Source organism: Streptomyces sp. MJM8645 (genome assembly GCF_001625365.1).
In the GTDB taxonomy this organism is placed as follows: domain Bacteria; phylum Actinomycetota; class Actinomycetes; order Streptomycetales; family Streptomycetaceae; genus Kitasatospora.
In genome coordinates, this window is sequence record NZ_LJJF01000002.1 from 137,116 (window position 1) to 159,924 (window position 22,809).

Annotated in this window: 22 protein-coding genes; 10 read left to right on the forward strand and 12 right to left on the reverse strand. The window is 71.2% G+C overall.

Going from position 1 to position 22,809, the window contains the following annotated elements; translation table 11 throughout:
• Positions 1-88: 88 nt before the first annotated feature.
• Genes A6F73_RS31635 through A6F73_RS31645 form a run of 3 tightly spaced genes read left to right on the forward strand, consistent with a single transcriptional unit; the run spans position 89 to position 2,363 of the window.
• On the forward strand, positions 89-442 hold the full coding sequence (locus A6F73_RS31635; protein ID WP_063351815.1) for a metalloregulator ArsR/SmtB family transcription factor: 354 nt from the start codon (positions 89-91) through the stop codon (positions 440-442).
• Complete coding sequence (locus A6F73_RS31640; protein ID WP_063351816.1) at positions 439-903, forward strand: SRPBCC family protein; 465 nt, start codon at positions 439-441, stop codon at positions 901-903. Before A6F73_RS31635 ends, A6F73_RS31640 begins: the two co-directional genes overlap by 4 nt.
• Complete coding sequence (locus A6F73_RS31645; RefSeq protein WP_063351817.1) at positions 900-2,363, forward strand: MFS transporter; 1,464 nt, start codon at positions 900-902, stop codon at positions 2,361-2,363. Before A6F73_RS31640 ends, A6F73_RS31645 begins: the two co-directional genes overlap by 4 nt.
• Before the next feature lie 1,078 nt (positions 2,364-3,441).
• Here the strand turns inward: A6F73_RS31645 and A6F73_RS31650 are convergent.
• From A6F73_RS31650 to A6F73_RS31665, 4 genes are read right to left on the reverse strand one after another with little or no spacing between them, the layout of a single operon-like run.
• Positions 3,442-4,638, reverse strand: coding sequence for an ABC transporter permease (locus A6F73_RS31650; protein ID WP_063351818.1), 1,197 nt, complete (start codon positions 4,636-4,638; stop codon positions 3,442-3,444).
• On the reverse strand, positions 4,635-5,345 hold the full coding sequence (locus A6F73_RS31655) for an ABC transporter ATP-binding protein (RefSeq protein WP_063351819.1): 711 nt from the start codon (positions 5,343-5,345) through the stop codon (positions 4,635-4,637). The genes A6F73_RS31650 and A6F73_RS31655 overlap by 4 nt, the downstream gene beginning before the upstream one ends.
• On the reverse strand, positions 5,342-6,433 hold the full coding sequence (locus A6F73_RS31660) for a peptidoglycan-binding protein (RefSeq protein ID WP_063351820.1): 1,092 nt from the start codon (positions 6,431-6,433) through the stop codon (positions 5,342-5,344). Before A6F73_RS31660 ends, A6F73_RS31655 begins: the two co-directional genes overlap by 4 nt.
• Positions 6,423-6,914: a hypothetical protein gene (locus A6F73_RS31665; RefSeq protein WP_079136598.1), complete on the reverse strand. Its 492-nt coding sequence runs from the start codon at positions 6,912-6,914 to the stop codon at positions 6,423-6,425. The genes A6F73_RS31660 and A6F73_RS31665 overlap by 11 nt, the downstream gene beginning before the upstream one ends.
• A gap of 168 nt (positions 6,915-7,082) precedes the next feature.
• Between A6F73_RS31665 and A6F73_RS31670 the strand changes: the two genes are divergently transcribed.
• The 5 genes from A6F73_RS31670 to A6F73_RS31690 all read left to right on the forward strand — a co-directional run bounded on the left by A6F73_RS31670 (position 7,083) and on the right by A6F73_RS31690 (position 11,972).
• Positions 7,083-7,748, forward strand: a complete 666-nt coding sequence (locus tag A6F73_RS31670) for a response regulator transcription factor (protein ID WP_063351822.1) — start codon at positions 7,083-7,085, stop codon at positions 7,746-7,748.
• An 89-nt stretch (positions 7,749-7,837) separates the two neighbouring features.
• On the forward strand, positions 7,838-9,010 hold the full coding sequence (locus tag A6F73_RS31675) for an ATP-binding protein (RefSeq protein WP_063351823.1): 1,173 nt from the start codon (positions 7,838-7,840) through the stop codon (positions 9,008-9,010).
• Positions 9,011-9,223: 213 nt separating this feature from the next.
• Positions 9,224-9,919, forward strand: coding sequence for a response regulator transcription factor (locus tag A6F73_RS31680; RefSeq protein ID WP_063351824.1), 696 nt, complete (start codon positions 9,224-9,226; stop codon positions 9,917-9,919).
• On the forward strand, positions 9,916-11,490 hold the full coding sequence (locus A6F73_RS31685; RefSeq protein WP_244293773.1) for a HAMP domain-containing sensor histidine kinase: 1,575 nt from the start codon (positions 9,916-9,918) through the stop codon (positions 11,488-11,490). Before A6F73_RS31680 ends, A6F73_RS31685 begins: the two co-directional genes overlap by 4 nt.
• Positions 11,487-11,972: a GerMN domain-containing protein gene (locus A6F73_RS31690; protein ID WP_063351825.1), complete on the forward strand. Its 486-nt coding sequence runs from the start codon at positions 11,487-11,489 to the stop codon at positions 11,970-11,972. The genes A6F73_RS31685 and A6F73_RS31690 overlap by 4 nt, the downstream gene beginning before the upstream one ends.
• Before the next feature lie 136 nt (positions 11,973-12,108).
• Here A6F73_RS31690 and A6F73_RS31695 read toward each other — a convergent pair whose 3' ends face one another.
• The 6 genes from A6F73_RS31695 to A6F73_RS44200 form a co-directional block, all read right to left on the reverse strand.
• Positions 12,109-13,389, reverse strand: a complete 1,281-nt coding sequence (locus tag A6F73_RS31695; protein WP_063352682.1) for an acyltransferase — start codon at positions 13,387-13,389, stop codon at positions 12,109-12,111.
• A 25-nt stretch (positions 13,390-13,414) separates the two neighbouring features.
• Entirely contained in the window at positions 13,415-14,239 is an 825-nt protein-coding gene (locus tag A6F73_RS31700) for an SGNH/GDSL hydrolase family protein (protein WP_063351826.1), read from the reverse strand.
• 245 nt (positions 14,240-14,484) lie between these two features.
• The gene (locus A6F73_RS31705; RefSeq protein ID WP_244293774.1) at positions 14,485-14,859 is read right to left on the reverse strand and encodes a transglycosylase SLT domain-containing protein; all 375 of its coding nucleotides are present in this window, start codon (positions 14,857-14,859) and stop codon (positions 14,485-14,487) included.
• 714 nt (positions 14,860-15,573) lie between these two features.
• Positions 15,574-16,065, reverse strand: a complete 492-nt coding sequence (locus A6F73_RS31710) for a hypothetical protein (protein WP_244293775.1) — start codon at positions 16,063-16,065, stop codon at positions 15,574-15,576.
• Between the two features lie 332 nt (positions 16,066-16,397).
• Positions 16,398-16,967, reverse strand: coding sequence for a hypothetical protein (locus A6F73_RS31715; protein WP_159398625.1), 570 nt, complete (start codon positions 16,965-16,967; stop codon positions 16,398-16,400).
• 458 nt (positions 16,968-17,425) lie between these two features.
• Positions 17,426-18,127: a DUF11 domain-containing protein gene (locus A6F73_RS44200; protein WP_159398626.1), complete on the reverse strand. Its 702-nt coding sequence runs from the start codon at positions 18,125-18,127 to the stop codon at positions 17,426-17,428.
• A 397-nt stretch (positions 18,128-18,524) separates the two neighbouring features.
• On the opposite strand from A6F73_RS44200, the gene A6F73_RS31725 reads away from it, so the two are divergent.
• Both A6F73_RS31725 and A6F73_RS39770 read left to right on the forward strand, forming a co-directional pair.
• A complete protein-coding gene (locus tag A6F73_RS31725) occupies positions 18,525-18,968 on the forward strand; it encodes a hypothetical protein (RefSeq protein WP_159398627.1) in 444 nt (147 codons plus the stop codon).
• 581 nt (positions 18,969-19,549) lie between these two features.
• Positions 19,550-20,452, forward strand: coding sequence for a CAP domain-containing protein (locus A6F73_RS39770; protein ID WP_079136426.1), 903 nt, complete (start codon positions 19,550-19,552; stop codon positions 20,450-20,452).
• Between the two features lie 314 nt (positions 20,453-20,766).
• On the opposite strand, the gene A6F73_RS31730 is transcribed toward A6F73_RS39770, so the two are convergent.
• Both A6F73_RS31730 and rfaE2 read right to left on the reverse strand, forming a co-directional pair.
• Positions 20,767-21,408: an HAD family hydrolase gene (locus tag A6F73_RS31730; protein ID WP_079136427.1), complete on the reverse strand. Its 642-nt coding sequence runs from the start codon at positions 21,406-21,408 to the stop codon at positions 20,767-20,769.
• Positions 21,405-22,763, reverse strand: coding sequence for a D-glycero-beta-D-manno-heptose 1-phosphate adenylyltransferase (gene rfaE2 / locus A6F73_RS31735; RefSeq protein WP_347878570.1), 1,359 nt, complete (start codon positions 22,761-22,763; stop codon positions 21,405-21,407). Before rfaE2 ends, A6F73_RS31730 begins: the two co-directional genes overlap by 4 nt.
• Positions 22,764-22,809 lie beyond the last annotated feature (46 nt).

Here is a 22,809-nt window from a genome sequence, read left to right on the forward strand (position 1 = left end):
GTCTTCTCCCGGGAACGGCACACTACCGACGGGAGAAAAGTTAACCAAATGCTTGACTATTCGCTGCCACCATCGAACAGTTAGGCACATGCTTAACCAATCTGGTTCGTTGGACCGGGTGTTCCAAGCACTGGCGGACGCGACTCGCCGGGACATCGTCGAACGGTTGATCCGCGGGCCTGCCTCGGTCAGTGAGCTGGCCCAGCCGCTGGCCATGTCGCTGCCAGCGGTGATGCAGCACCTACAGGTACTGGAGGCGTGCGGACTGGTCCGGTCCGAGAAAGCCGGAAGGGTACGCACCTGCCACCTTGAGCCGGCTGTGCTGCGAATGGCCGAGGACTGGATCGCTGCGCAGCGCACTGCCTGGGAACACCGCCTCGATCGCCTCGGCGACTACCTGACCGAACACTGCGACAGCCCGGATCAAGGGAGCACACAATGACCGATCACCTGGTCACACATGCCACGTTCACCCTCGAACGCCTCTACGCGGCCTCACCGGCCACAGTGTTCGCCGCGTGGGCCGCCCCCGAAGCAAAGGCCCGCTGGTTCGCCGGCCTCGACGCCGAGCACGAGCTCGATTTCCGCGTCGGTGGGCGGGAGGTCAACCGCGGCCGCTCCGGCGGTGGGCCCGTGCTGACTTTCGAGTCCTGGTACCGCGACATCGTCCAGGACGAGCGGATCGTCTACACCTCCACCCTGTCCGAGGGGCAAGACCTTGCGACAGTGTCGCTGACGACGGTGGAGTTCCTCCCCGAGGGTGGTGGCACCCGGCTGCTGCTCACCGAGCAGAGCACCTTCCTCGACGGCCGCGAAGAACCGAGCTGGCGGGAGCAGGGCACCGGCACGTGGCTTGACGCGCTCGCCACCGAACTGCTGCGAAGCATCCAGCAACAGCGATGACCACGAGCAACCGTTCGCGGACTCGCCGTTGGCAGGTGCTGGCGCTGCTGGGCACGGCGTTCTTCATGACGATTCTGGACGGCACCAGCCTGCTCGCCGCCCTGCCCGCGATCGAAGGCCACCTTCGCCTGCACGGTCCTGCCATCCAATGGACCGTGACGGCCTACGCGCTGGCCTTCAGCGGGCTGCTGTTGTTATGCGGCCGCGCTGCGGATCTGCTGGGCCGTCGGCGTGTGTTCATCGCCGGGATGGTGCTGCGGGTCGTGGCCTCGCTGGCGTGCGGGCTCGCCCCGTCCATCCAGACCCTGGTGGCCGCCCGGGCGGTGCAGGGCGTCTCGGCCGCGATCATCGCTCCGGCCGCGTTGTCGATGGTCATGAACACATTCCCCGAAGGGATCGAGCGGAACAAGGCGCTCGGCATCTGGGGCGGCCTCGGCGGGTTCGGCGCCACCGCCGGTCTACTACTGGGCGGCATCATCACCGATACCCTCGGCTGGCAGTGGGTGTTCTGGGTCAACGTCCCGGTCGGGACCCTCGTGCTGGTGCTCGCCCCCGCCACGCTGCGCGAAAGCCGGGACCGGGCACGCTGCCGTTCCTTCGATGTCCCTGGTGCGCTGACCATCGCCCCAGCACTCGTTCTGCTCGTATACGTGATCACCCGGGTACCGACATCCGGGTGGGCGAATGGACAGAGCATCGGGCTACTGGCCGCCGTGGCCGTGCTGGTCTGGATGTTCATCCTGATAGAGAAGCGATCGGCGGCCCCGCTCGTTTCCTTTCAGTCGCTGCGCTCGCGCATGCTGATCGGTGGCAACCTCCTCCTGCTCATCGCCGGCATGACCGTCGACGGCATGCTCGTCACCCTCACCTCTTTCGTGCAGCAGGTGCTCGGCTGGCCGGCGGCGCGGTTCGGGCTGGCGGCCGCGATGATGACCGTCACCGCGGCCGCAGGCGCACTGCTGAGCCAACGGATCGTACGCAGGCTCAGCCTGGGGCGGGTAGCTGCCGCCGGGACCGTCCTGCTCGGGTGTGGCTGCCTGCTGCTCACCCGTATACCGGCCGGTGGCCCGATGAGTCTTCTGCCGGCGGCCCTGTTTTTGTTCGGGGCGGGAATGGGCGCCGTCACGGTATGCGCACAGATCGCCGCGCTGACCGGCGTCACCGAAAAGGACTCAGGCCTGGCCGCCGGCCTCGCCGACACCTCCTTCGCCGTCGGCACCGCCGTCGGCACCGCCATCTGCACCAGCGTCGCCGCCGCCCGCACGTCCGCGATCGGCGGTCCGACACCGCTCGCACTCACCACCGGGCAGCATGCCGCGTTCGGGGCAGCCGGCGTCTTCGCCGCTCTCGCCTTGATCACCGCGTTGACGCTCCTCAGCAAGCGATCCGGCCTGTCCCGCAGCGTGTCGGCAGACGCAAGCGAGAACGTATCTCCCCGGGCACCGTCAACCTCACCTTGATCTACGGGGACACCCCCTGGCTCCCTCCTGGCGTGAATTCCTGTTCCGCATTCCGTGGAGGACCGGACCCGAATCCGGCGACAAGGCCCCAGCCTCACCCGCGAACCCCTACGCAGAGGTCCTCGGTGTCACTGCGGGTGCGGACGGCACCCGGCTCCGACGTCGTGGCCCTCGGCGCGCAGCTGGGCGACGGCGGCGGCGACGTAGCGTGTCGTCCACAGGACTACCGCGTTCAAAACCACTCCCATTGACATCCTCCCTGCCCTAAAGGACGGGGATTCCTAGCTCACTTCGCCTGGCCGCTTGTGCGTCTGGCGGCGACAGGTGTGGTCGACCGGGTCGACGACGGCGAGCAGGTGCAAGGTCTTGGCGATGACGCCTGGGGCATTGCGCTGGGGCCATTGCCGTTGGTACGGCTTCCCGGACCCGCTCGGGGGTTCGAGCCCGGGAAGCCTCCCTCCACGGTGCCGGTGGCGGCCGCTGACAGCGCGCGGGGCTACGCCATGGCGTCGACGGCCGCTGGGGTGGTCTGTTCCGGCGGCGAGGGCTCGGCTGCGCCGGTGGGTCCGCGCAGCGGGGAGGGAGGGAGCGGGAGGCGGGCACCGCCCCGAAGACGACACCCAACTGGAACGGCTGGTCCGCGAGGCGATGTGGCGCAAGTAGCCCGGGCACAAGATCGACCACCCCGACTTCGTCCGGCCCGACCGGCCCTGGTCAAGGTCCGCTTCACCACCAAGGGCACGGGCGTCACCGTCAAGGCCGACGAGGCCGGAAACCTCACCGCCCGTCGACATCGAGTCCTCGGTGGCGCAGCTGCGCAGATCAACTGACCGGATGAGGCCGGTCGGATCGAAACCTTGCAGAACGTGTCCGGCCCCGACGGAGACGTCGGGGCCGGACACGTTCTGGGCGGGTCGGGTGGACCAGCGGCTGGAGGGTAGACGCTCGGGATCCGGTTGTGGGGTTCTGGGGGTGTTGCGGTTGACCCGCCGGCGCTGTGTCTCCTTCCACCCCGGTCGCGCCCGCTGCGGTCCGGCGGGTGGGGCACTCCAGGGAGTGCCCCACGCCGTGCCGCCCGTTAGCCGGTGTGGAGGGCGAGGGTCGGGGAGAGTCGGGAGGCGCGGACGGCCGGGTAGAGGCCTGCGACCGTGCCGATGAGCAGGGTGGCGGCGAAGCCTCCGGTGACGGCCCACAAGGGGACCACCCAGGGCAGGCCGCCCGCGGCGGCGAAGGCGTAGGTGGCGGCCGCGCCCAGGGCCACGCCGGCCAGCCCGCCCAGTCCGGAGAGCAGGAGGGACTCCGTCACGAACTGGAGGCGGATCTGGCCCCTGGTGGCGCCCAGGGAGCGGCGCAGTCCGATCTCGTGGCGCCTCTCCAGCACTGAGATGATCATCGTATTGGCGACTCCGACGCCGCCGACCAGGAGCGCCACCCCGCCCAGCCCGAGCAGGAGGTCGGTGAAGGCCCCCTCGGTGGCGGCCTTGGCCTGGAGCGCCGAGGAGGGGTCGGTGACCTGCACGTTGTGCGGGTTCTGCGGGTCGACGGTGCGGGGGATCAGCGCGCGGACCGCGCTGACCGCCTGGTCCGTCGACCGTTCGTAGATCTGGGTCGGGTGGCCGTCGAAGCCCAGCAGCGTGCCGGCGCCGTCCCAGCCGACCAGGGCGGCCCGTTCGATCTCGGGTGCCAGCGGCAGCGGGTCGAGGATGCCGATGACGGTGAAGTACTGGCCGCCGATGTGGACTTGCTGGCCGGGGGCGGTGATGCCCAGGCGCTGGGCCGCGACGTGTCCGAGCACCGTCGACGGGTAGCGTCCGTTGGCCTCGTTGAGCCAGGTGCCCGAGCCGACCGCGCCGCGCACGACGTCCAGCAGCCCTTCGGTGGCGGCCTTCACGGTGATGCCGCCGGTTTCGTCGTTGGGGATCTTCTCACTGCGTCTGACGGACTGCGCCAGGTCCCCGGTCGCGCCGACCTGCTCGACCCCGGGGACGCGGCCCAGCATGCCGGTCGACTCCTCGGGCAGCTTCACCTTCTCGCCGAACAGCCCCTGGCCAGGGGAGGCCACCAGCATATTGGTGCCCAACTGGTCGAGTTGCCGCAGGAGTTGGGCCTTGCTGGAGGAGGAGATGCCGACCACCGCGATCATGGTGGCGATGCCGATGGCGATGCCCAGCGCGGACAGCACCACCCGCAGCGGCCGGGTGCGCAGGCCGGCCGAGCCGACGTGGAGGACGTCGCGGGGGCTGAGCCGGGCCGGGGCCAGCCGTGTGCGGCTCACCGCTGCCCACCCCGATCGGCCGGGGCGGCGGCGCCGGTGCGCAGATCCGCCACGACGCGGCCGTCGCGGATGCGGACCTGGCGTGGCAGGCTGTCGGCGATCTCGCCGTCGTGGGTGATCACCGCGATGGTGGCGCCCTGGGCGTTGAGGTCGTACAGCAGCTCCATCACCGCTTCGCTCGACGCGGAGTCCAGTGCGCCGGTCGGCTCGTCGGCCAGCAGCAGGTCCGGTTCGCCGACCACCGCCCGGGCGATGGCCACCCGCTGGCGCTGGCCGCCGGACAGCTCGTGCGGACGGTGGTGCATGCGGTCCGCGAGCCCGACCCGCTCCAGGGCCAGGGCCGCGCGCCTGCGGCGCTGGGCGCGCGGCAGGCCCGAGTAGAGCAGGCCCTCGGCGACGTTGTCCCGGGCGCTGACCCCGGCCACCAGGTGGAAGGACTGGAAGACGAAGCCGATGTGCCGGGCGCGCAGGGCAGACAGCCTGCGGTCGGAGAGGGCGGCGACGTCGTGGCCCGCCAGGGTGACGGATCCGGCGCTGGGCCGGTCCAGGGTGCCGACGATGTGCAGCAGGGTGGACTTGCCCGACCCCGAAGGGCCGACGATGGCGAGCAGTTCGCCGCGTCCGATGCGCAGGTCCACCCCGTGCAGCGCAGTGACCCCGCCCGGGTACTCCTTGGTGACCTGGTTCAACTCGACTACGGTGCTCACGACTTGGGCACCCCGACCTTCATTCCCTCGGTCAGGCCGCTCCCGCTGACCTCGACCCGGCCCTGTCCGAACATGCCGAGCTCGACCGGGACTTCGCGCACTTTCCCGTTCTCCACGATCTGGATGCCGAAGCCTCCGCCGGACAGCGCGAGCAGTGCGTTGACCGGTACGGTCAGCACGTCCTTGTGGACCTCGCCTTCGAGCTCGACGGTGACGGGCGCCTGGTCGAAGCCCTCCGCCTGCCCCGGGTCGTCGAAGACCACCCGGGCGGTGATCTTGGCGGGCTTGTCCGGGGAGCCCTGCTCCTTGCCGTCCTCACCGATGGTGCGGTCGACGGAGGCGACCTTGCCCTTGGCCTTGCCGCCGCCGGGCAGGGCGACCTCGACCCGGGTGCCGGGCTTGGCGAGGTCGGCCCGGGAGACCTCGATCTTGATCTGCACCTGCCGTTCGGAGCCGGTGGCGGTGAGGACCGGCTTGCCGGGAGCGGCCTGGCCGCCGACGGCCGCGTCGTTCTTCTTGATCCGCACCGCCGCGGGCGAGAAGGCGATCTGGTCGGGGCCGATCTCGCCGCTCTGGGCCAGGCCGTGGGCCTTCTGCCAGCGCTTGACCGCATCCGCCGTACCGGCGGTGAACTTCTCGTCCGCGGCCAGCCCCTTGCCGTAGCCCAGGTCGCGGAGGTTCTCCTTCAGCTGCCTGACGTCCGCCCCCTCGTCTCCGGCCTTCAGCGTCCGGTACATCGGGCGCTCGCCGACCATGAGCCGGACCTTCCGGCCGTCGACCTCGTAGAGGACCCCGTCGCGTTTCACCACCGCGCCGGCCTCCGGGAGCCAGGTGAGGGTGCCCGGCACACCGGCGTTGATCCGGCGCTCCTCGGCGTAGCCGAGGGTCCCGTCCACCCGGGTCCGGCTGCTCAGATCCTGCCGCTCCACCGAACCCGTGCTCGGCGGCAGCCCGTCCGTGCGTGCCGCGCCGGCGTTGCCGCTGCCTCCAGCCTGCGAGAGGGCCGTGACCCCGCCCGCCAGCGTGACCGAGGTGGCCAGCACGGCGATCAGGTACGTTCGGCGGCTGCGCCCGCGCTCACTGCGCATTCTGACCACTGCACGCCTTGTTCGCCTGGTCGAACCTGTCCTTCTCGGCGCCCTCCGGGACCTTCATCGCCGATCCCGACATCGCCGAGTCGCCGTCGAACTTCGGGTCCGGCATGTCCACACCGTTACCGCGCATGCACCGGGCGAAGTCGAGGGCCTTGTCCTTGTCGGCCTGGGACATCTTCGCGCCACCCGAGCCGCCGGCTCCCCCGCAGGCCTTGAGGGCTTCCGCCATCTTGTCCTGGCCGCCCTCCAGGACCATGGCCCGCGGGTCCTGGCCCGGCTCGGGCTCCTTCACCTGGGCGCCGTGTTCGCGCAGGCACTTACGGTGCTCGTAGGCCTGGTCCGCCGCCGCGCCCTTGCCCGACGAGTCCGAGCCGCCGCCTCCGCCGGAGCCCGTGCCGCCTCCGCCGCAGGCCGTGGCGAACAGCGCGAGCCCTGCCACCAACGCGGCCGCCGCGCCGTACCTGTGGTTCCGCATGTGGTTCCGCATGGAATTCCTCCGTGTCCGATGACGAGTGGCCGATGACGAGCGGCCGACCGCTCCGGCCGCTCCGACCACGCAGAGGCTGGCACGCACCCGCATTTCGCCGCTGTCAGCCGAGACCTTTACGGCGACGAAAGGTGGGTTTCAGGTACACCTGGTGTCATGCGTGTACTGATCGTGGAGGACGAGGAATTCCTGGCGGACATGATCGCCGAGGGATTGCGGCGCGACGCCCTGGCCGTCGACGTCGTGTACAACGGCGCCGACGCGCTGGAGCGGCTGAGGCTCACCGACTACGCCGTGCTCGTGCTCGACCGCGACCTGCCCGGGGCGCACGGCGACGAGGTGTGCCGGAGCGTCGTCGAGCAACGGCTGCTCACCCGGGTGCTGATGCTCACCGCCTCCGGTACCGTCCGCGACCGCGTCGACGGCCTGGACCTGGGCGCGGACGACTACCTCACCAAGCCGTTCGCCTACGAGGAGCTGTTGGCCCGGGTACTGGCGCTCGGCCGCCGCACCCACCCCGCCCTTCCGCCGGTCATCGAACGTGCGGGCATCACCCTCGACACCGCCCGCCGCCAAGCCTTCCGGGAGGGCCGCTACCTCGCCCTGTCCCGCAAGGAGTTCGGCGTACTGGAGGTGCTGATGCAGGCCGAGGGCGCCGTGGTCTGCGGTGATGACCTGATCGAGCAGGTGTGGGAGCAGAACATGGGATACCGCACCAACGCGGTTCGGGTCGTCCTCAGCAAACTCCGCGCCAAGCTCGGCGAGCCCTCGGTCATCGACACCGTGCCCGGCCACGGCTACCGCATCGGCGTCCCGGCGTGAGGCGCTTCGCCCCGGCCGGCCTGAACCGCCCTCCGCTGCCCGGCCGACCAAGCCCGCGGCTGCCGGGCGGGGAACGGGGCCGGCTGACCATGCTCTACGGCGGGCTGCTCGTCCTCGCCGGGGCCATGCTCATCTTCCTGGTCAACTTCCTGGTCCGGGAGAACCTGTACACCTCGATCAGCACGGCCGTCGCCGTCGAACCGCGACTGGCCACACTGGGGACCCCGGACCCCGCCGCGGCGAAAACCCTCACGGTGGGAACCGCCGCACCCGCAAGCGCTCTACCCGGAACCACCTCCGCCGACGGCGGACAGTCCCACTTCCAGGCCGTCAAGGTCGTCACCCAGGCCGCCGAGCAGGCGGCCCAGAACCAGCTGCTGACCGTCTCCCTGATCGCTCTGGCCGCCTTCGCCGTCATCTCGGTGGCACTGGCCTGGTGGATGTCGGGGCGGGTGCTGCGCCCGGTGGCGGTGATCACCAACACGGCGCGGCGGCTCTCGGGTGAGAACCTGCACGAGCGGATCGCCCTCGACGCACCCCCGGGCGAGCTCAAACAGCTCGCCGACACCTTCGACGCCATGCTCGACCGCATGGAACAACTGGTGGGCGCGCAGCAGCGGTTCGCGGCCAACGCCGCACACGAACTGCGGACTCCGCTCGCGGTGCAGCGGGCCGCGGCCGAAATCGGGCTGGCCACCGAGGATCCGGCCGCCGTCGCCCGGGTCCGCCGCAAACTGATCGAGGTCTCCGAGAGCAGCGAACGGCTCATCGAGGGCCTGCTGTTGCTGTCCGTCTCCGACCAGAGGCTGGACCGCCGTGAACCGGTCGCACTGGACCAGCTGGCCCGCGCGGTGGCCGCCGAGTGCGCCGCCTCGCAGGAAGACCGGGAGAACCGCGTCACCGTCTCGACCGACACCGCCCCCGTGTCCGTCGAGGGTGATCCGGTGCTGCTGGCACACCTGGTGCGCAACCTGGTCGGCAACGCCCTGCGCTACAACCACGACGGCGGCCGGGTCGAGGTCGGCGTGCACGACGGTGTCCTGGAGGTCTCCAACACCGGCCCCCAGGTGCCGCCGGAGACGGTCCCCTATCTCTTCGAGCCCTTCCGCCGCCTCCGGGAGCGTCGGCACAGCCCGGGTGAGGGCGCGGGCCTGGGACTGTCCATCGTCGCCTCCATCGCGCGCGCCCACCACGCCGTCGTCACCGCCGTCCCCGCCGGCACGGGCGGACTGCGGGTCCGGGTCGAATTCCCCACGGCCTGACCCGGCCGTCCGGGGGCCCGGGGGCCCGGACGGCCGGGCGCGAGGCCGCCCCGTGCAGTGCCTTCCGTTCGGCGGAGTCGGCCACCGCGACGGGAACCACCGTCCGTCGCACGGTTTCCAGGCCTGTGAGCTGCGTATGAGCGTTCTGCAACAACCTCGCCGATCCCTGCTCCACGGCCCCTGCGCAGATCGGAGGGCCCGATACTGGTGGATATGTCACGGGTACTGCTGATCGAGGACGACGCGTCGGTGCGCGAGGCGCTGGCCCTGGGCCTGCGCCGCCAGGGCCACGAGATACGGATGGCCGCCACCGGCGAGGACGGCCTGGAACAGGCGTTCCGGGAGCCTCCGGAGATCGTGGTGCTGGATCTGATGCTGCCCGGGATCGACGGCTTCGAGGTGTGCCGACGGCTGCGCGCACACGGGAGCGTTCCGGTGATCATGCTGACCGCGCGAGGGGACGACATCGACACCGTCCTCGGCCTGGAGTACGGGGCCGACGACTACGTGGTCAAGCCCGCGCAGTCCAGGGTTCTCGACGCCCGGATCAAGGCCGTCCTGCGCCGCACCACCACCGTGTCCCCCGCGCCCGGGGCGGCCGAGCCGGTACGGGAGGTGCACGGCGATCTGGTACTGGACCGGGCCGCGCTGACCGTCGCCAAACGCGGCACCCCGCTGCCCCTGGCACCCGGCGAGCTGCGCCTGCTGCTGGAGCTGTCCGCCGCGCCGGGCCGGGTCTTCAGCCGGGAGCAGCTGCTGGACTCCGTCTGGGGCCTGAGCCGCCAGGAGGACATCCGCCTGGTCGACGCCGGGGTGAACCGGCTGCGCGCAAAGCTGGAGGACAACCCGTCCGCGCCCCGCTACCTCCAGACCGTGCGCGGTTTCGGCTACCGATTCGGACCGCTGTGACCACCCCACCACGCGCACCGAAGCACCCCTCGACCGAAGCCCGCACGGGCGATGCCGCGAGCGGTGCCGCCCGTGCCGGCGACCGGCCGGACCGCGCCGACTCCTCCCGCGTCCTCCGGTGGCGGCGGGCCGTCCTGGGGCTGCGTCCGCGGATGCTCGCCGCGTTCGTCGCCACCGCCGCAGTCAGCGCCCTGGCCACCTCCGCACTCACCTACCAGGCCGCCACCGGCTCCACCCTCGACCTGACCCAGGACACCGCCCTGGACGAGCTGCGCCGCCGCGTCGACGTCCTGGCCCCCTCCCTGCCCTTCCCCCCGACCCAGGCCGAACTCGATCGCCTGTCCCTCCGGCTCTCGGGCACCGGCGGCTTCCGCGACTGGCACGTCCTGGCCCGCTACGGCGCCGCCCACTCCGCGTGGACCGCCGCCGTCACCGTCCCGGCCGCCCTCCAGGACACCGTCGGCTCGGGCCACGGCGCCTTCCAGCGGTTCACCGCCGACGGGCACTCCTGGCTCGCGGTCGGCGTCCCCGTCACCCGCACCCCCGCCGGCCCCGCCTCAGGAGCCGGCGACCTGTCCGGGCTGACCGTCTACGCCCTCCTGCCCCTGGACCGCGAACAGGCGGCCACCAGCACGCTGCTGGCCGCCGCCACCGGTGCCGGCGCGTTCGCCGCCGTGCTGGCCGCCGGCCTCGCCCTGCTCGCCACCCGCCAGGTCCTGCGCCCCGTCCGCGCCCTGGGCGACGCCGCCCAGGCCCTCGCCCAGGGACGGCTCGACACCCGCCTCGCCGTCTCCGGCCACGACGAACTCGCCCAGCTGTCCAAGACGTTCAACCACACCGCCCGCACCCTCCAGGGCACCATCGAGGAACTGCGGGCGGTCGAGAGCCAGGGCCGGCGGTTCGCCGCCGACGTCTCCCACGAGCTGCGCACCCCGCTGGCCGCCATGGCCGCCGTCACCGACATCCTCGACGAGGACGCCGAGCACCTGCCCGCCGACACCGCGACCGCCCTGCGCATGATCAGCAACGAGACCGGGCGCCTCACCCGCCTGGTCAACGACCTCATCGAGATCTCCCGCATGGACGCCGGCGCCGCCCCGCTGCGCACCGAGGACGTGGACGCCGCGGAAGCCGTACGCGCCACCCTCGACCTGCGCGGCTGGAGCGACCGGGTCGAGCTGGACCTGCCCGCCGCCCTGCCCGTCCGCCTGGACGCGCGCCGCTTCGACGTCATCGTCGCCAACCTGGCCGGCAACGCCCTGCGCCACGGCCGCCCGCCCGTACGCCTCACCCTCACCACCCGTGGCCCGGGGCCCGGATCCGACCTGGTGCTGACCGTCACCGACCGGGGCCCGGGCATCCCGCCCGCCGAACTCCCCCACCTGTTCGACCGCTTCTACAAGGCAGACAGGGCGCGCACCCGCTCCGAGGGCAGCGGGCTCGGCCTGGCCATCGCCCAGGAGAACGCCCGCCTGCACGGCGGCTTCATCGAGGCCGCCAACGCCCCCGGCAGCGGCGCGGTGTTCACCCTCGTCCTGCCCCGCGGACCCCTGACGAAGGACGCCCCATGACCATCCGCCTCCGCGCGATCGCCGCAGCGGCGCTGCTCCTCACGGCCTGCGGCTGCGCGATCCCCGACACGGCGGGCGCGGTGAAGTCGGGCAAGTCCGCCACCGGGATCGAGTCCGGCACCCGGCTGTACTTCCTCAGCCCCCAGGGAATCCGCCTGACGATCAGGCCGGGCACCGAACGCGAAGGCCTCCAGCAGACCCTGGACACCCTCATGGCAGGCCCCACCCGGACGGAGCAGCACACCGGTCTCGGCACCGCCCTGCCCGCCTCCGGCAAGGTCACCGCCGCCACCGAGGACGGCACTGTCACCCTGCGCCTGTCCTGGCCGACCTCCGCACTGAGCCCCTACGCCATCCAGCAACTGGTCTGCACCGCCGAGGACGCCCCCGCGACCACCGCGACCGCCCCCCGGATCGCCATGGTCAGCAGCGACGCCCCCGGACCGGTCTTCGTGCAGTGCGACCTCCACCACACCGGCTGAGTCCGACGGAACCCGACCTGGGCTCGGCGAGCCGGATCACCGGCACCGGATGCCTGCCCGCCCGCCACGGTCCGGGACAGGCCCCGAAGCCCGGCCCGAACACCCGCGGGCACAGCGCGGATCCGGCCACCGCGCCTCAGGGAAGGGACAGTTGGGTGACGTCCACGACGGCACCCGACGCCGTCGGCGCGATCAGCGGCAGCACCAGCCACAGTGCGGCGAGCGCGGCCAGCGTGCTCACGGCCGCCAGGACCCCGGGGCGGCCGTGGGCCCAGCGCGCCCGGTAGCGGACAGGGTCCTCCAGCAGCGCCTTCGAGCAGGCCGCGACCGCCACCGCCAGCCCGCCCAACCACAGGGTCCGAACCCAGCCGTCCAGGCGGGGACCAGCGTGGTCCAGCAGCAGGATCAGCGGCCAGTGCCACAGGTACAGGCCGTACGAGAGCCCGCCCAGTACCGTCAGCGGGCGCCGGCTCAGCACCCTGCCCAGCGGGGACGCCGGGGCGTGCGCGAGCAGGGCGATCAGCGCGGCCGCCGCCGCCGAGTGCAGCAGCAACCCGCCGCGGAAGAGGACGATCTGCCCCGTCCCCGAGGCCAGCGCCCACCCGGCGGCCAGCAGGCCCGCCGGGATCAGCGCCAGCCGGCCTGCGGCAGGCCCCGGCAGCCGCGCCACCCGCAGCCGCACCGCCGGAGTCGCCGCGAGCGCGCCGAGCAGCAGGGCGAACACCCGGGTGTCGGTGCCCTCGTAGACACGGGTGGTGTCCATCGGGTCGACGAGCAGCGCCATCAGCGCCGCGGACACCAGCGCACCGACCAGCGCCACGCCGGCCACCGCGCCGGCACCCGCGGTCCGGCGCAGCCGCAGCAGAAGCAGCACCAACGGCGGCCACAGCAGGTAGAACTGCTCCTCCACCGCGATGCTCCACAGGTGGGTGAACACCCGGGTCGGGTTCGCCTGGAAGTACCCGACCTGCGCGTCGATGAAATGCCAGTTCGCGAGGTTGGCCACCACCCAGGGGGCGTCCTGGTGCGCGAAGCGGGCCATGGCCGCCGTACCCAGCACGGAGGCCAGCACCATCGCCGAGCCCAGGGCCAGGGCGAGGGCGGGCATCAGCCGCCTGGCCCGGCGGCCCCAGAAGGCCACCAGGTCGATCCGGCCACCGTTCTCCCCGGCCTCCCGCAGCAACAGCCCCGTGATGAGGAAGCCGGAGAGCACGAAGAACAGGTCGACCCCCAGGAACCCGCCGGGGAAGTCGCCGAGGTGGAACAGGAGGACCCCGAGGACGGCCAGCCCGCGCAGGCCGTCCAGGGCCGGGACATGGGAGCGGCGGGAGCCGGAGCGCGCGGCAGGCCCCGGGCCCGCCCGGCGGCGAGACGCGCGCGCGTTCCGCCGCCGGGCCGCCGGCGAGGCGGTCTTCATCTCGGACACCATCTCGGACACCGCCTCAGGCGCAGTTCAGCTGGGCGAACACGTCCGACTTGGTCCAGTCGCCGTTGGCCCAGCTCTTGGGATCGGCGGGCGAGAACCCGGCCAGCCTGCCCACCTCGGTGGTGAACCACTGCGCGAACTTCGCCGTGCCCTGCTGGCAGGAGTGCGTCCTGTCGTTCGAACGCTGCGCCTGCGGGGCCTTGAAGTCGGTGCCCCACAGGGCGGAGGCGTCGAGGAAGAAGGCATCGCCGGGGTGCGCGGCGACGGCCGCCTTCGCCGCCCCCGGAGCGGACTCGATGTCGGCCTTGTGCGGGGCGTAGAAGTCGTCGCCCGTGTCGAACGGCGGAGTGGTGACGATCACCAGCCGGGCACCCGCGGCCTTGACCGTGCCGATCAGCTTCTCGTACGCCTGCTGCTGCTCCTGCGGGCTGCCCCAGTCATAGGTGGTGATCTGGTAGGCCACCAGCTCGGGGCGAACCGACGCGAGCCGGGAGGCGACGTCGCCGCTGGACATCGCCACCGGCCCGACCGCTGCGCCGCCGCCGTCGGCGGCGATGGAGGTGAGCTCGATACCGGTGGACTTGAGCGCGGCGGCCAGCGGCTGGGCCTGCCCGACGGCGATGGAGTCACCCATCCACAGGATCCTTGAGGGCTTCTTCAGCCCTTCGGCGCCGGCCTTCGCCGGCCCCGGGCCACCCCCGTCCTCGGCCGGGGAGCTTCCGCAGGAGGTCAGGGCGAGGACGGCGGCGAGGGCGGCCGCGCAGAAGGCGGCACCGCGGCGCAGGCCACGGCCAACGGAGGGGGTCTCGTGGTCATGGGACGTTCGGCGTTCGTAGGTCATGAGGAAGACGCTAGGAGGCCGTTTTTCGCGCCGTTTGACCGTTGTGTCACCGCGGTTCGACGGCCTCATGAGCAACACGTAACTGACGCCCCAGAGGGATGCGCTGCTGCCGATCGGGGTGTTTCGGACGGCCGGAGACGGCACGAGGGCCTGTGCCTGCGCGGATGCGCTGGCACAGGCCCTTCGTGGGTCACTCCGGTTGCCCCTGTCCGGCCCCCGGGGTGAGGGGAAGCCGAATGGTCGGCTTAGTACCAGTGGTTGGCCTGCCAGAAGTTCCAGGCGGCGTTCGGGCTGCCGTAGCGGGTGTTCATGTAGTCCAGCGACCACTTGATCTGGGTGGACGGGTTGGTCTTCCAGTCCGCACCGGCCGAGGCCATCTTGGAGGCCGGCAGCGCCTGGCCCAGACCGTACGAGCCCGAGCTCGGGTTGGTCGCCGTGACATTCCAGCCCGACTCGTGGGAGATGATCTGGCTGAACGAGGCCAGCTGGTCCGCCGGCACGATCTGCGCGGCGAGGGCCTGCGGGGAGGCGTCCGCGGCCGAGGCGACGGCGGGGACCACGGCGGCACCCAGGGCGGTCACACCGGCGGCACCGGCGAGAATCACGGCAGAGGTACGCATGCGGAGCTTGAAAGCGGGCATATAGACAAGACCTCAATCAGTTGGGCCGGTGTCACTCCCCGCCTCGACCGTGGCCGGACAGGGGCCGAACGGTCGCGGGGTGTGGCTCGGCGGTGAGCCGTTCACCGGTGGGACAGGAGCCGGTGTGGCTGGCGATGAATGCAAAGCTGCCAGACCGGATCGGCGCTCGCCAAGACCCCCTCGCTACGACCCGCCGTCGTAGCTGAGAGACCGGCACTGATTCGAGAGGCGGGCCGCCCGGAGCGCGCCGAACCCTCCCGGCCTGCGCAAACGCCCCCCAATAACGTGCCAAATAGTTGCAAAATAGTGCAAAACGGACACCACTATCCGTCGTCGTACACCGCATTCGCATGTGAGCGCACTCACGGCCCCAGCCCCGGCGCCATCACCGACCGGCCCACCGCCATCACCTTGAGTCAGTGCCAATCGGCTGCCATTGAGACCGCCACCACACCCGGCCGACGGGGGAACGGCACCACAGGGCGTCGCGGCGGCTGTCGGGCCCCTGGTCGGCACGGCGACAGGCGGGCAGGGCGCGAGCCGTCACGGAACCCCGGCCGGCCACCGAGACTCCCGTCCCGCCGGCATCCCCCGCTCCGAAGACGTCCCGGCATCGTTCGTGGCCGCGTGCGAGTCACCGGGCATCTCGATGCGGCCCACGCGGCCCACGCGGCCGGCGAAGCCCCGAGGGTTTCAGGCGTACAGCGCGATCCTGGGCTGGACCGTGCCCGGGCCGGCGTTGACGACGGTGAGCCGGTACCGCTGGGTGAGGGTGTGATGGCTGTGGAGGACCAGCTTCGCCCGGGTGAGGTCGGTGTACAGCGTGCCGGTCTCGCTGGCCAGCCGCACGGTCTTCCAGTGGCCGCCGGTCAGGACCTCGAGCTTGATGTCCCTCGGGGCGAGGAAGGGCCCGTTGTCCGGTGACTCGACGAGGATCTGCGGGGCGACGGTCCGGTCCGCCGACGAGTCGTTGCGGTAGGTGACGGTGATCGGGTGCGCCGCGTGGTCGGTCGGCAGCGGCCGGTCGGGCAGGCCGACGAACGAGACCGGCGCGGCAGCGGCCGCCACCTGCGGGGCGAGAGCCTCCGTGGCGAGCGCCGGCGACGGCAGCGTGAACGCCGCGGCCAGCACGGTGGCGAGGGCGGTCGGGGCCAGAGCCCGGCGGAGGATCTTCCAGGTGGACATGGCGTCTCCTTCGGTCGTCGACGGCGCTCCCGGGAAGTTCACCGGCGGCCGGGCGATCACCCGCCCGCCGAACACATCCCCGGCTGGACGGACCGCCGCCGCCTAGCAGCCCGGACCGTACCCATCCACCCTGCACACCAATGGCCCAGCGCGCATCCGCACCGGACCAGCGGCCCCGCCCAGGGCCCTCCAGGAGCGAGGCCCGGAAGACGCGAGGCTGCCGGCCCGGCAGAGATGACGGGGGGACCCACCCGCGGGGTGGCCTCGCGCGGAGCCGCGTCGCTGATCTTGTGACGTCTGCACGCTCCCCCGTCGGCGGGTCAGGGGCCGCCCTACCCGGTGATGCGCCGTGCGACCGCGATGTGGCTGAATCCGGGGATGGGCGACCCAACGGCCTTCTCGTAGCGAACAGCGTCAGCGATCCCGAGCTTCTCGCCAGTGGAGAGGGTTCTGTTCGCCGTCCACAGAAGCATTCGCAGGTTTTCGTTCTGGACGTCGAGGAGAGTGGCGGCAGGCTCCAGCGGCGCACCGATGCCAACCCGCCAGTCGGCTACCGCAGTCCAGAAGCCGGCCACGGTGTCCCAGCAGATCGCACTTCGGGGTCCAAGCAGCAGGCGCATCTCGTCGGGAGACCGGAACGTGTCGAGTCCGTGGGAGACGAGGTTCTGGAGGTTCTCCAGGAGCGCGACAACGAACTCGTACTCGGCCTCGTCGTTCAGCAACTCCTCGACGACCAGCATCACCTCAGCGGTCGCGCCGCAGTCCCGCCGGGCTGCCCGAAATGCGACCTGCCGGCAGACGTCCAGGTCGTCGCTGTGATCTACCGATCCTGGCCTCACACCCGCCAGTTCGAGGAGCCGTCGTGATCGCCCGGCCTGCCGTCGGCGCCATGGGATTCGCATCGTGTCTCTTTCCGCTTGCGGCAATCGCGATCACGGTCGCCCGTGGTCGGTCAGCATGGCACGGCGTTCCGGGAGGCCGCTCAAGGGGGTCGATCGCCGCGGGAGCCCAGGACGACCCAGCATCACAAGATCTGCGACTGAGCAGGTGATGGCCACACCCGGCCGGGCAAGGTGGCCGGGCTCAGGGTGTGGACGGCGCGGACCGGGATGGCGTCCCGAACGGATAGGGACGGGGACGCCGGGCAGCTCTCCCAGCTGATGTGACCAGGCGGTGCACGACGAGGCCGAAGCGTGGGACGTGAACACCGCAGCGAGCACCTGGCCCTCGAGGTCTGGCTCTCCGAGGACCGCCTCAACGGGCAACAAGAACTCCGCAGGAAGGGCCCTCGCCGGACAGCACGAAGCACCGGCCACCGTGCTGGCGGCCGGTGCTTCGTCCCATCGGACCTCGGGCTGGTCTACCAGTGCTCGTGGTGGTCGCAGCGCATGTCGTACTCGTCGTGTTCGTCGTGCTTGTGGTGCTTGATCGTGGTGGGGTCGGTGGCGGTGTGGGTGGTGGTGTCGCCGCCCCCGGTGACGGTCGCGGTGTTCGTGACCTCGTCGTCGGCCCGGCAGGAGACATCGACCTGCAGCGTGATGGGCGGGTAGCTGCTCCCGGCGGGAAGGGCGTCACTGCGGGTGCAGGTGAGCGTGCCCTGGTCACAGGTCCAGCCCGTGCCGCTGATGCTGTCGGCCTTGAGCCCTGCGGGGAGGGTGTCGTGCACGGTGACCGTGGTGCCGTCGGTCGGAGCGGCCCCGGCGGCGTTGCCGACGGCGATGGTGTAGATGCCGTCCCGTCCCTGGGTGAAGTGCCTGGCGTGGGTCTTGGTGATGGTCAGGGACGGGACCGTGTAGGAGATGATCACCTGGCCGCTGTGGTTCGCCGTCCCGATCGTCGAGAGCGCGTAGCTCGTGCCGCTACCCGTGGGAGTGGCGAAGCTGCTGCCCCCACCACCCCCTCCCCCACCTGCTGAGGTGCCCGTCTTGTTGACGGCGCCGCTGCCGCCGCCCCCGCCGGCGAAGTACCCGCCCCCACCGCCGCCACCAGTAGCGATGACAGAAGCGGCGCAGCCGCCGTCGAAGCTGCCCCCGGCGCCACCGGTACCGACCGTGGCACCCAAGAACCCGCTCCCCGGCCCACCGTTCATGACCGCACAGAACGCAACGGTGCCGGCAGCCCCGCCGGCACCCCCGGTGCTCGTGCTGGTGCTGCCACCGCCCCCGCCCTGCCCCGGCGAAGCCCCAGGGCCGGTGGCACTTCCCGAGGTGCCGCCGGTGGCGTCCGGCGTTGTCCCGCCGTTGCCCCCGTTCCCTCCCCCGGAGCCCGCTCCGGTGCCACCGGCGGCACCGCCGCCCCCGGCGACCACCAGCAGGGAACCGCCCGTACTGACGCTGGAGGCCCCGCCCCCACCCGGGCCCTCGAAACGAAAACCGGTGAGCGGAAAACCTCCCCCTGGGGCGCCGCCGTTGAACCCGCCGGCACCCGGCGTCCCGGTGCCGTTGCAGCCTTTGCCACCAGTGCCGCCGACGTTGATGGTGAAGGTCGTCGACACGGTGGTCTGCGGCAGGGTGGTCACCACCCGCGCCCCCGCCCCGCCGGTCCCCGTGACGGAACAGGCGGTGCCGGTGTTGTCGGCGCCGCCGGCACCGTCCGCGGTGATCGTCACCACCGCCGCCGCCGGAACCGTCAAGGTCTGCGAAGCGCCGGTGAAGGTGAAGGTCTGCGACGGATCGGTCCGCTGCGTCCGCACCGGCACGGCTCCCACCGGCGCGGCGGTCGCCGGTGGAGCCGTGGCCGCCAGCAGTGCCATACCGGACAGCAGCGCGCTCCCCACCGACACCACCCCCGCACGGCGCTCCCCGCGCCGTCCACCCGAGCCGACCGGATCGGATGCGACGACGGCACCGCCCGGGGGCGCCTCGCCGGCCAGGGCCCTGTTGGACACGGCCACGGGCCACTGACGGCTGACCCGGTACCACGGCGGATCGCCCTGTCCACGAGTACGAGCGCTCATCCGCAGGTTCACCTCTCCTCACAACAAAGCGCCCCGCACCCCCGCGCGACAAGGCGCAAGCGACACAGGACACCTGACGAAAAATCATGACAAACCACCATTAGACGCCCATACCCGATCACTTCGAGGTAGCGGGACAATGAGAAACCCCGCGTGTCGCAACGCCCCGCGCGAGCCGACGAGGGACCGGCATCCGAGCAGGTCACCGTCTGGTCCTGACGCACTCGGGATGATCCGGTCGCCGGTCCCCGAAGCCCGCTTCGAGGCCGGCCTCGACTGAGCGCGGGCCTGGGCGAAGGGCCACGCGGGGCCAGCCACGGCCACCGGGGCCGCGGGTCCACCTGCGGCCGCCGCACACCCAGCTGCAGCTGCTCCCCCAGCTCCCGCCGAACGCCCACCGGTACCGTGCGCAGGTGCTTCCTGCGCGCCATCCTGGGAGGGGCGGCACCGTCCGGCACCCCACCCCGCTTCAACTCCGAGGGGGCCCGCAAGAACCAACAGGTCTTGCGTCAAGTCCTGGAGGATCCCATGACCAATCTGGTCGACTGGCGCTCCTGCTACAAATGCCAGACCCTGTTCTTCGACATTCTTCCGGAGAAAGGCGCATGCCCTGCCGGCCAAGGGCACAAAGCCTTCGGCTTCGCATACAGCTTCCCCTCCGACGCGACGGAGACCCCCACCCAGCAGACGAACTGGCGCCGGTGCGGCAATTGCTGCGCCTTATTCTTCGACGGTTTTCCAGAAAAGGGCACATGCGCTGCGGGTGGCGGACACCAGGCGAGCGGCTACATGTGCACCGTCCGGCATGACGGTTCAGGAGACGCCCCGACCCAGCAAACGAACTGGCGCTACTGCGCCAATTGCTACGCCATGTTCTTCAACGGTTTTCCGGAGAAAGGCCTATGCGCTGCGGGCGGTGGACATCAGGCGAGCGGCTTGACATTCGTCATCGATCATTGGCCAGATGAACCCCAGGTCTACATGGATTGGCAGGAGTTGGCAACCTTCGACCTCGTCAACAGCGCCCGTCGGCAGAACGGGTCCCCGGACGTATCGATAGACGCAGCGCTCGTCGGCACGACACGCGCCCACAGCCAGGACCTCGCCGACCACCCCGGCCTGAAGGACCAGATATGGAACGGATGGCCCGGCCACATGGGATCGGACGGCAGTACACCACCAGCGCGGATCATGAGAGCCGTCGGAATTTCCGGCAGCGAGAACGTCTACTTCGGATGGTTCTCAGGAAACGCTCCTCCGCCCACACCCCAGGATGCGTTCAACTGGTGGATGAATGAACCAGCGCACAGAGCCAACCTCCTCGACCGAAATCACACACGGGCCGGCCTGGGAACGGCCTATGGGCCCGGCACATCTCCCGACGGAAGCCCAGCCACTTACTTCTATTTCACACAAGACTTCATCGACTAAGGACAGCTCCTTGGCGAATTGAGGCACAAGGCGGAACCGAGCGACGCGGCACTGAATAACCACCCTGCCCTTGCCGGTGCGGGTCGCCCTGCGCGGCAACGGGACCATGCGCGGGCTTCTCCGCGCCGTGGCGGCGCTGGACGTTCGAGCGTGAGGGATCCCGGCCGGCTCCGGAGCGGTGCCGGCGGGCCAGGGTGCTTGTCTGTTGGCCGGAATGCAGGCGAGTCCGGGCTGAGGCCGGCTGGTGCCGCTGCAGCCCTTGGTGTCCCGCCACCGGTTCGGAGAGCGTCGCGGCTCCGAGCAGCCCTCAGTCGTCAGATCAGTTGGCGGAGCACGTCGTAAGTGGTCGAGGACTGGAGGTCCGGGCGTGGGCAGTTGAGTGCTTGGCGGCCGACGAGGGCGGTACGGGTTCCGGCTCGCTGACCGGCGGCGACGTCGCTTGGTGAGTCTCCGACCATCCAGGATCGGGTGAGATCGAGTCCGAGGTCGTGGGCGGCTTGGTGGAGCATTCCCGGAGCCGGTTTCCGGCACTGACAGACGCTTCGGTACGCGGGAAGGGTGCCTTCCGGGTGGTGAGGGCAGGCGTAGACGGCATCGAGATGAACGCCGTGGTGGGCGAGGAGCAGGGTCAACCGGTCATGCATGGCGCTCATGGTCTCCGCAGTGAAGAACCCGCGGGCCACACCGCTCTGGTTGGTGACGACGACGAGGGCGTAGCCCGCTTGTTGGAGGGCCAGCAGTGGTGCCTCGATGCCTGGTTGGAGGACCAGCTCGGCGGGGTGGGAGGGGTAGTGGCGGGGTTCGGTCAGGGTGCCGTCGCGGTCGAGGAACACGGCCTTCCGGCGCCGTTCCGGATGCGGCCTGTGCCTCGGGTCATTCTGTCGCACGGCCGTCACTGTGTGCTGGCCGACGAATACCACCGTGCCGGTGACCGGGATGCTGCCGCCGAGGATCATCTGACGCCCGCCCGCTGGGCGACGTGGTGAATCCGGCCGGTGGTGGAGTGGCCGTCGAGGAACGGCACGGTGACGACTTCTCCTCCCCAGCTTTCGACGAGGTCGGCTTCGGCGATCCGTTGGCCTGCGTAGTCGCCGCCTTTGACCCAGATGTCCGGGCGGAGCTCGGCCAGCACCCTTGCGGGGGTGTCCTCGTCGAAGACGATCACGCCGTCCACACAGTTCAGGGCTGTCAGCAGCATGGCGCGTTCGCGTTCGCCCACGACCGGCCGGCTCTCGCCTTTGAGGCGGCGAACGGAGGCGTCGCTGTTGATGCACACGACCAGAACGTCGCCCAGGCGCCGGGCCTGGTCGAGCAGGGAGAGGTGGCCGGCGTGCAGCAGGTCGAAACAGCCGCCCGCCCCGACGACCTTGCCGCCCTGCGCGCGTACCCGGGCGGCGCGCTCCAGCGGGCCCGTGCACCAGGGGGCGGGCACGACGGCCAGGGAGGCAGGGCCGCCTGCTTCGATGTAGCTGGTGGCAGCTTCGACAGCTGCGGCCACGGCGTGGGAGGGCAGCCGTTCGGCGGCGAGCGTCATAGCTGCGGTGACCGCCAGTTGGTCGCCGGCTCCGCAGGTGTCGCCGGCCGCGTATCTGGCCGGGACTGCCAGGGGGTGGCCGTCGGGATTCGTGACCAGGACCGCGCCGTTGCGGCCGCGTGTGATCGCCAGCTGCTTCACGGGCCAGATGGCCAGCAGTCGGACGGCGCGGGCCGTGTCGCCCGCCAGGTCGCGAGGTCCGGTGTGTCCGCTGAAGGCGAATGCCTCCTCGGCGTTCGGGACGGCCAGGGCGGTGCCGGGAACCGGCGCTGTGCCTCTGGGGTGCGGGTCCCACACCAGTGAACGGCCGGCTGCGGCCGAGGTGAGGGCTTGGCGGAGTTCCGGGTGGGAGGTGATGCCGCGCCCGTAGTCGCACACCAGGACTGCCTCGGCGGTGGCCAGCCGGGCATGCGCCAGTTCTGGCAACGGTCCGAGTGGAAGTGGGCAGGTGTCCGTGTCGAGCCGGAGCACAGTGCGGTCGGCGGTGCGGATGCGGGTCTTGATCGGGGTGGTCCCGCCGGTTGCCAGATCAATGACCTCGATCCCGGCTTCGCCCAGCAGGGCGCGTACCTGCGCCCCGGATTCGTCGTGTCCGGTACCGCAGACGAGGGTGACGCGCCAGCCGGGGGTCCGGGCGGCGAGGACGGCTGCCAGCCCGGCGCCGCCCGGCCGGTTGACGGTCTGGGTGCCGGAGACGACGGGGACGGGGGCTTCCGGGGAGAGGCGGTCTGCGGTCCCGGTGATGTCGCGGTCCAGCAGGACGTCGCCGACCACCACCAGTCGACGCGGGCCGTCCGGTTGTGTGTCGGCGGAGGGAGCGGGT

Bases quoted from the DNA above. Each gene is read 5' to 3' on its own strand.
- A6F73_RS31635 (WP_063351815.1), top strand. From the start codon at position 89: ATGCTTAACCAATCTGGTTCGTTGGACCGGGTGTTCCAAGCACTGGCG.
- A6F73_RS31640 (WP_063351816.1), top strand. From the start codon at position 439: ATGACCGATCACCTGGTCACACATGCCACGTTCACCCTCGAACGCCTC.
- A6F73_RS31645 (WP_063351817.1), top strand. From the start codon at position 900: ATGACCACGAGCAACCGTTCGCGGACTCGCCGTTGGCAGGTGCTGGCG.
- A6F73_RS31660 (WP_063351820.1), bottom strand. From the start codon at position 6,433: ATGCGCAGTGAGCGCGGGCGCAGCCGCCGAACGTACCTGATCGCCGTG.
- A6F73_RS31665 (WP_079136598.1), bottom strand. From the start codon at position 6,914: ATGCGGAACCACAGGTACGGCGCGGCGGCCGCGTTGGTGGCAGGGCTC.
- A6F73_RS31670 (WP_063351822.1), top strand. From the start codon at position 7,083: ATGCGTGTACTGATCGTGGAGGACGAGGAATTCCTGGCGGACATGATC.
- A6F73_RS31675 (WP_063351823.1), top strand. From the start codon at position 7,838: ATGCTCTACGGCGGGCTGCTCGTCCTCGCCGGGGCCATGCTCATCTTC.
- A6F73_RS31680 (WP_063351824.1), top strand. From the start codon at position 9,224: ATGTCACGGGTACTGCTGATCGAGGACGACGCGTCGGTGCGCGAGGCG.
- A6F73_RS31690 (WP_063351825.1), top strand. From the start codon at position 11,487: ATGACCATCCGCCTCCGCGCGATCGCCGCAGCGGCGCTGCTCCTCACG.
- A6F73_RS31695 (WP_063352682.1), bottom strand. From the start codon at position 13,389: ATGAAGACCGCCTCGCCGGCGGCCCGGCGGCGGAACGCGCGCGCGTCT.
- A6F73_RS31700 (WP_063351826.1), bottom strand. From the start codon at position 14,239: ATGACCTACGAACGCCGAACGTCCCATGACCACGAGACCCCCTCCGTT.
- A6F73_RS31705 (WP_244293774.1), bottom strand. From the start codon at position 14,859: ATGCGTACCTCTGCCGTGATTCTCGCCGGTGCCGCCGGTGTGACCGCC.
- A6F73_RS31710 (WP_244293775.1), bottom strand. From the start codon at position 16,065: ATGTCCACCTGGAAGATCCTCCGCCGGGCTCTGGCCCCGACCGCCCTC.
- A6F73_RS31715 (WP_159398625.1), bottom strand. From the start codon at position 16,967: ATGCGAATCCCATGGCGCCGACGGCAGGCCGGGCGATCACGACGGCTC.
- A6F73_RS39770 (WP_079136426.1), top strand. From the start codon at position 19,550: ATGACCAATCTGGTCGACTGGCGCTCCTGCTACAAATGCCAGACCCTG.
- A6F73_RS31730 (WP_079136427.1), bottom strand. From the start codon at position 21,408: ATGATCCTCGGCGGCAGCATCCCGGTCACCGGCACGGTGGTATTCGTC.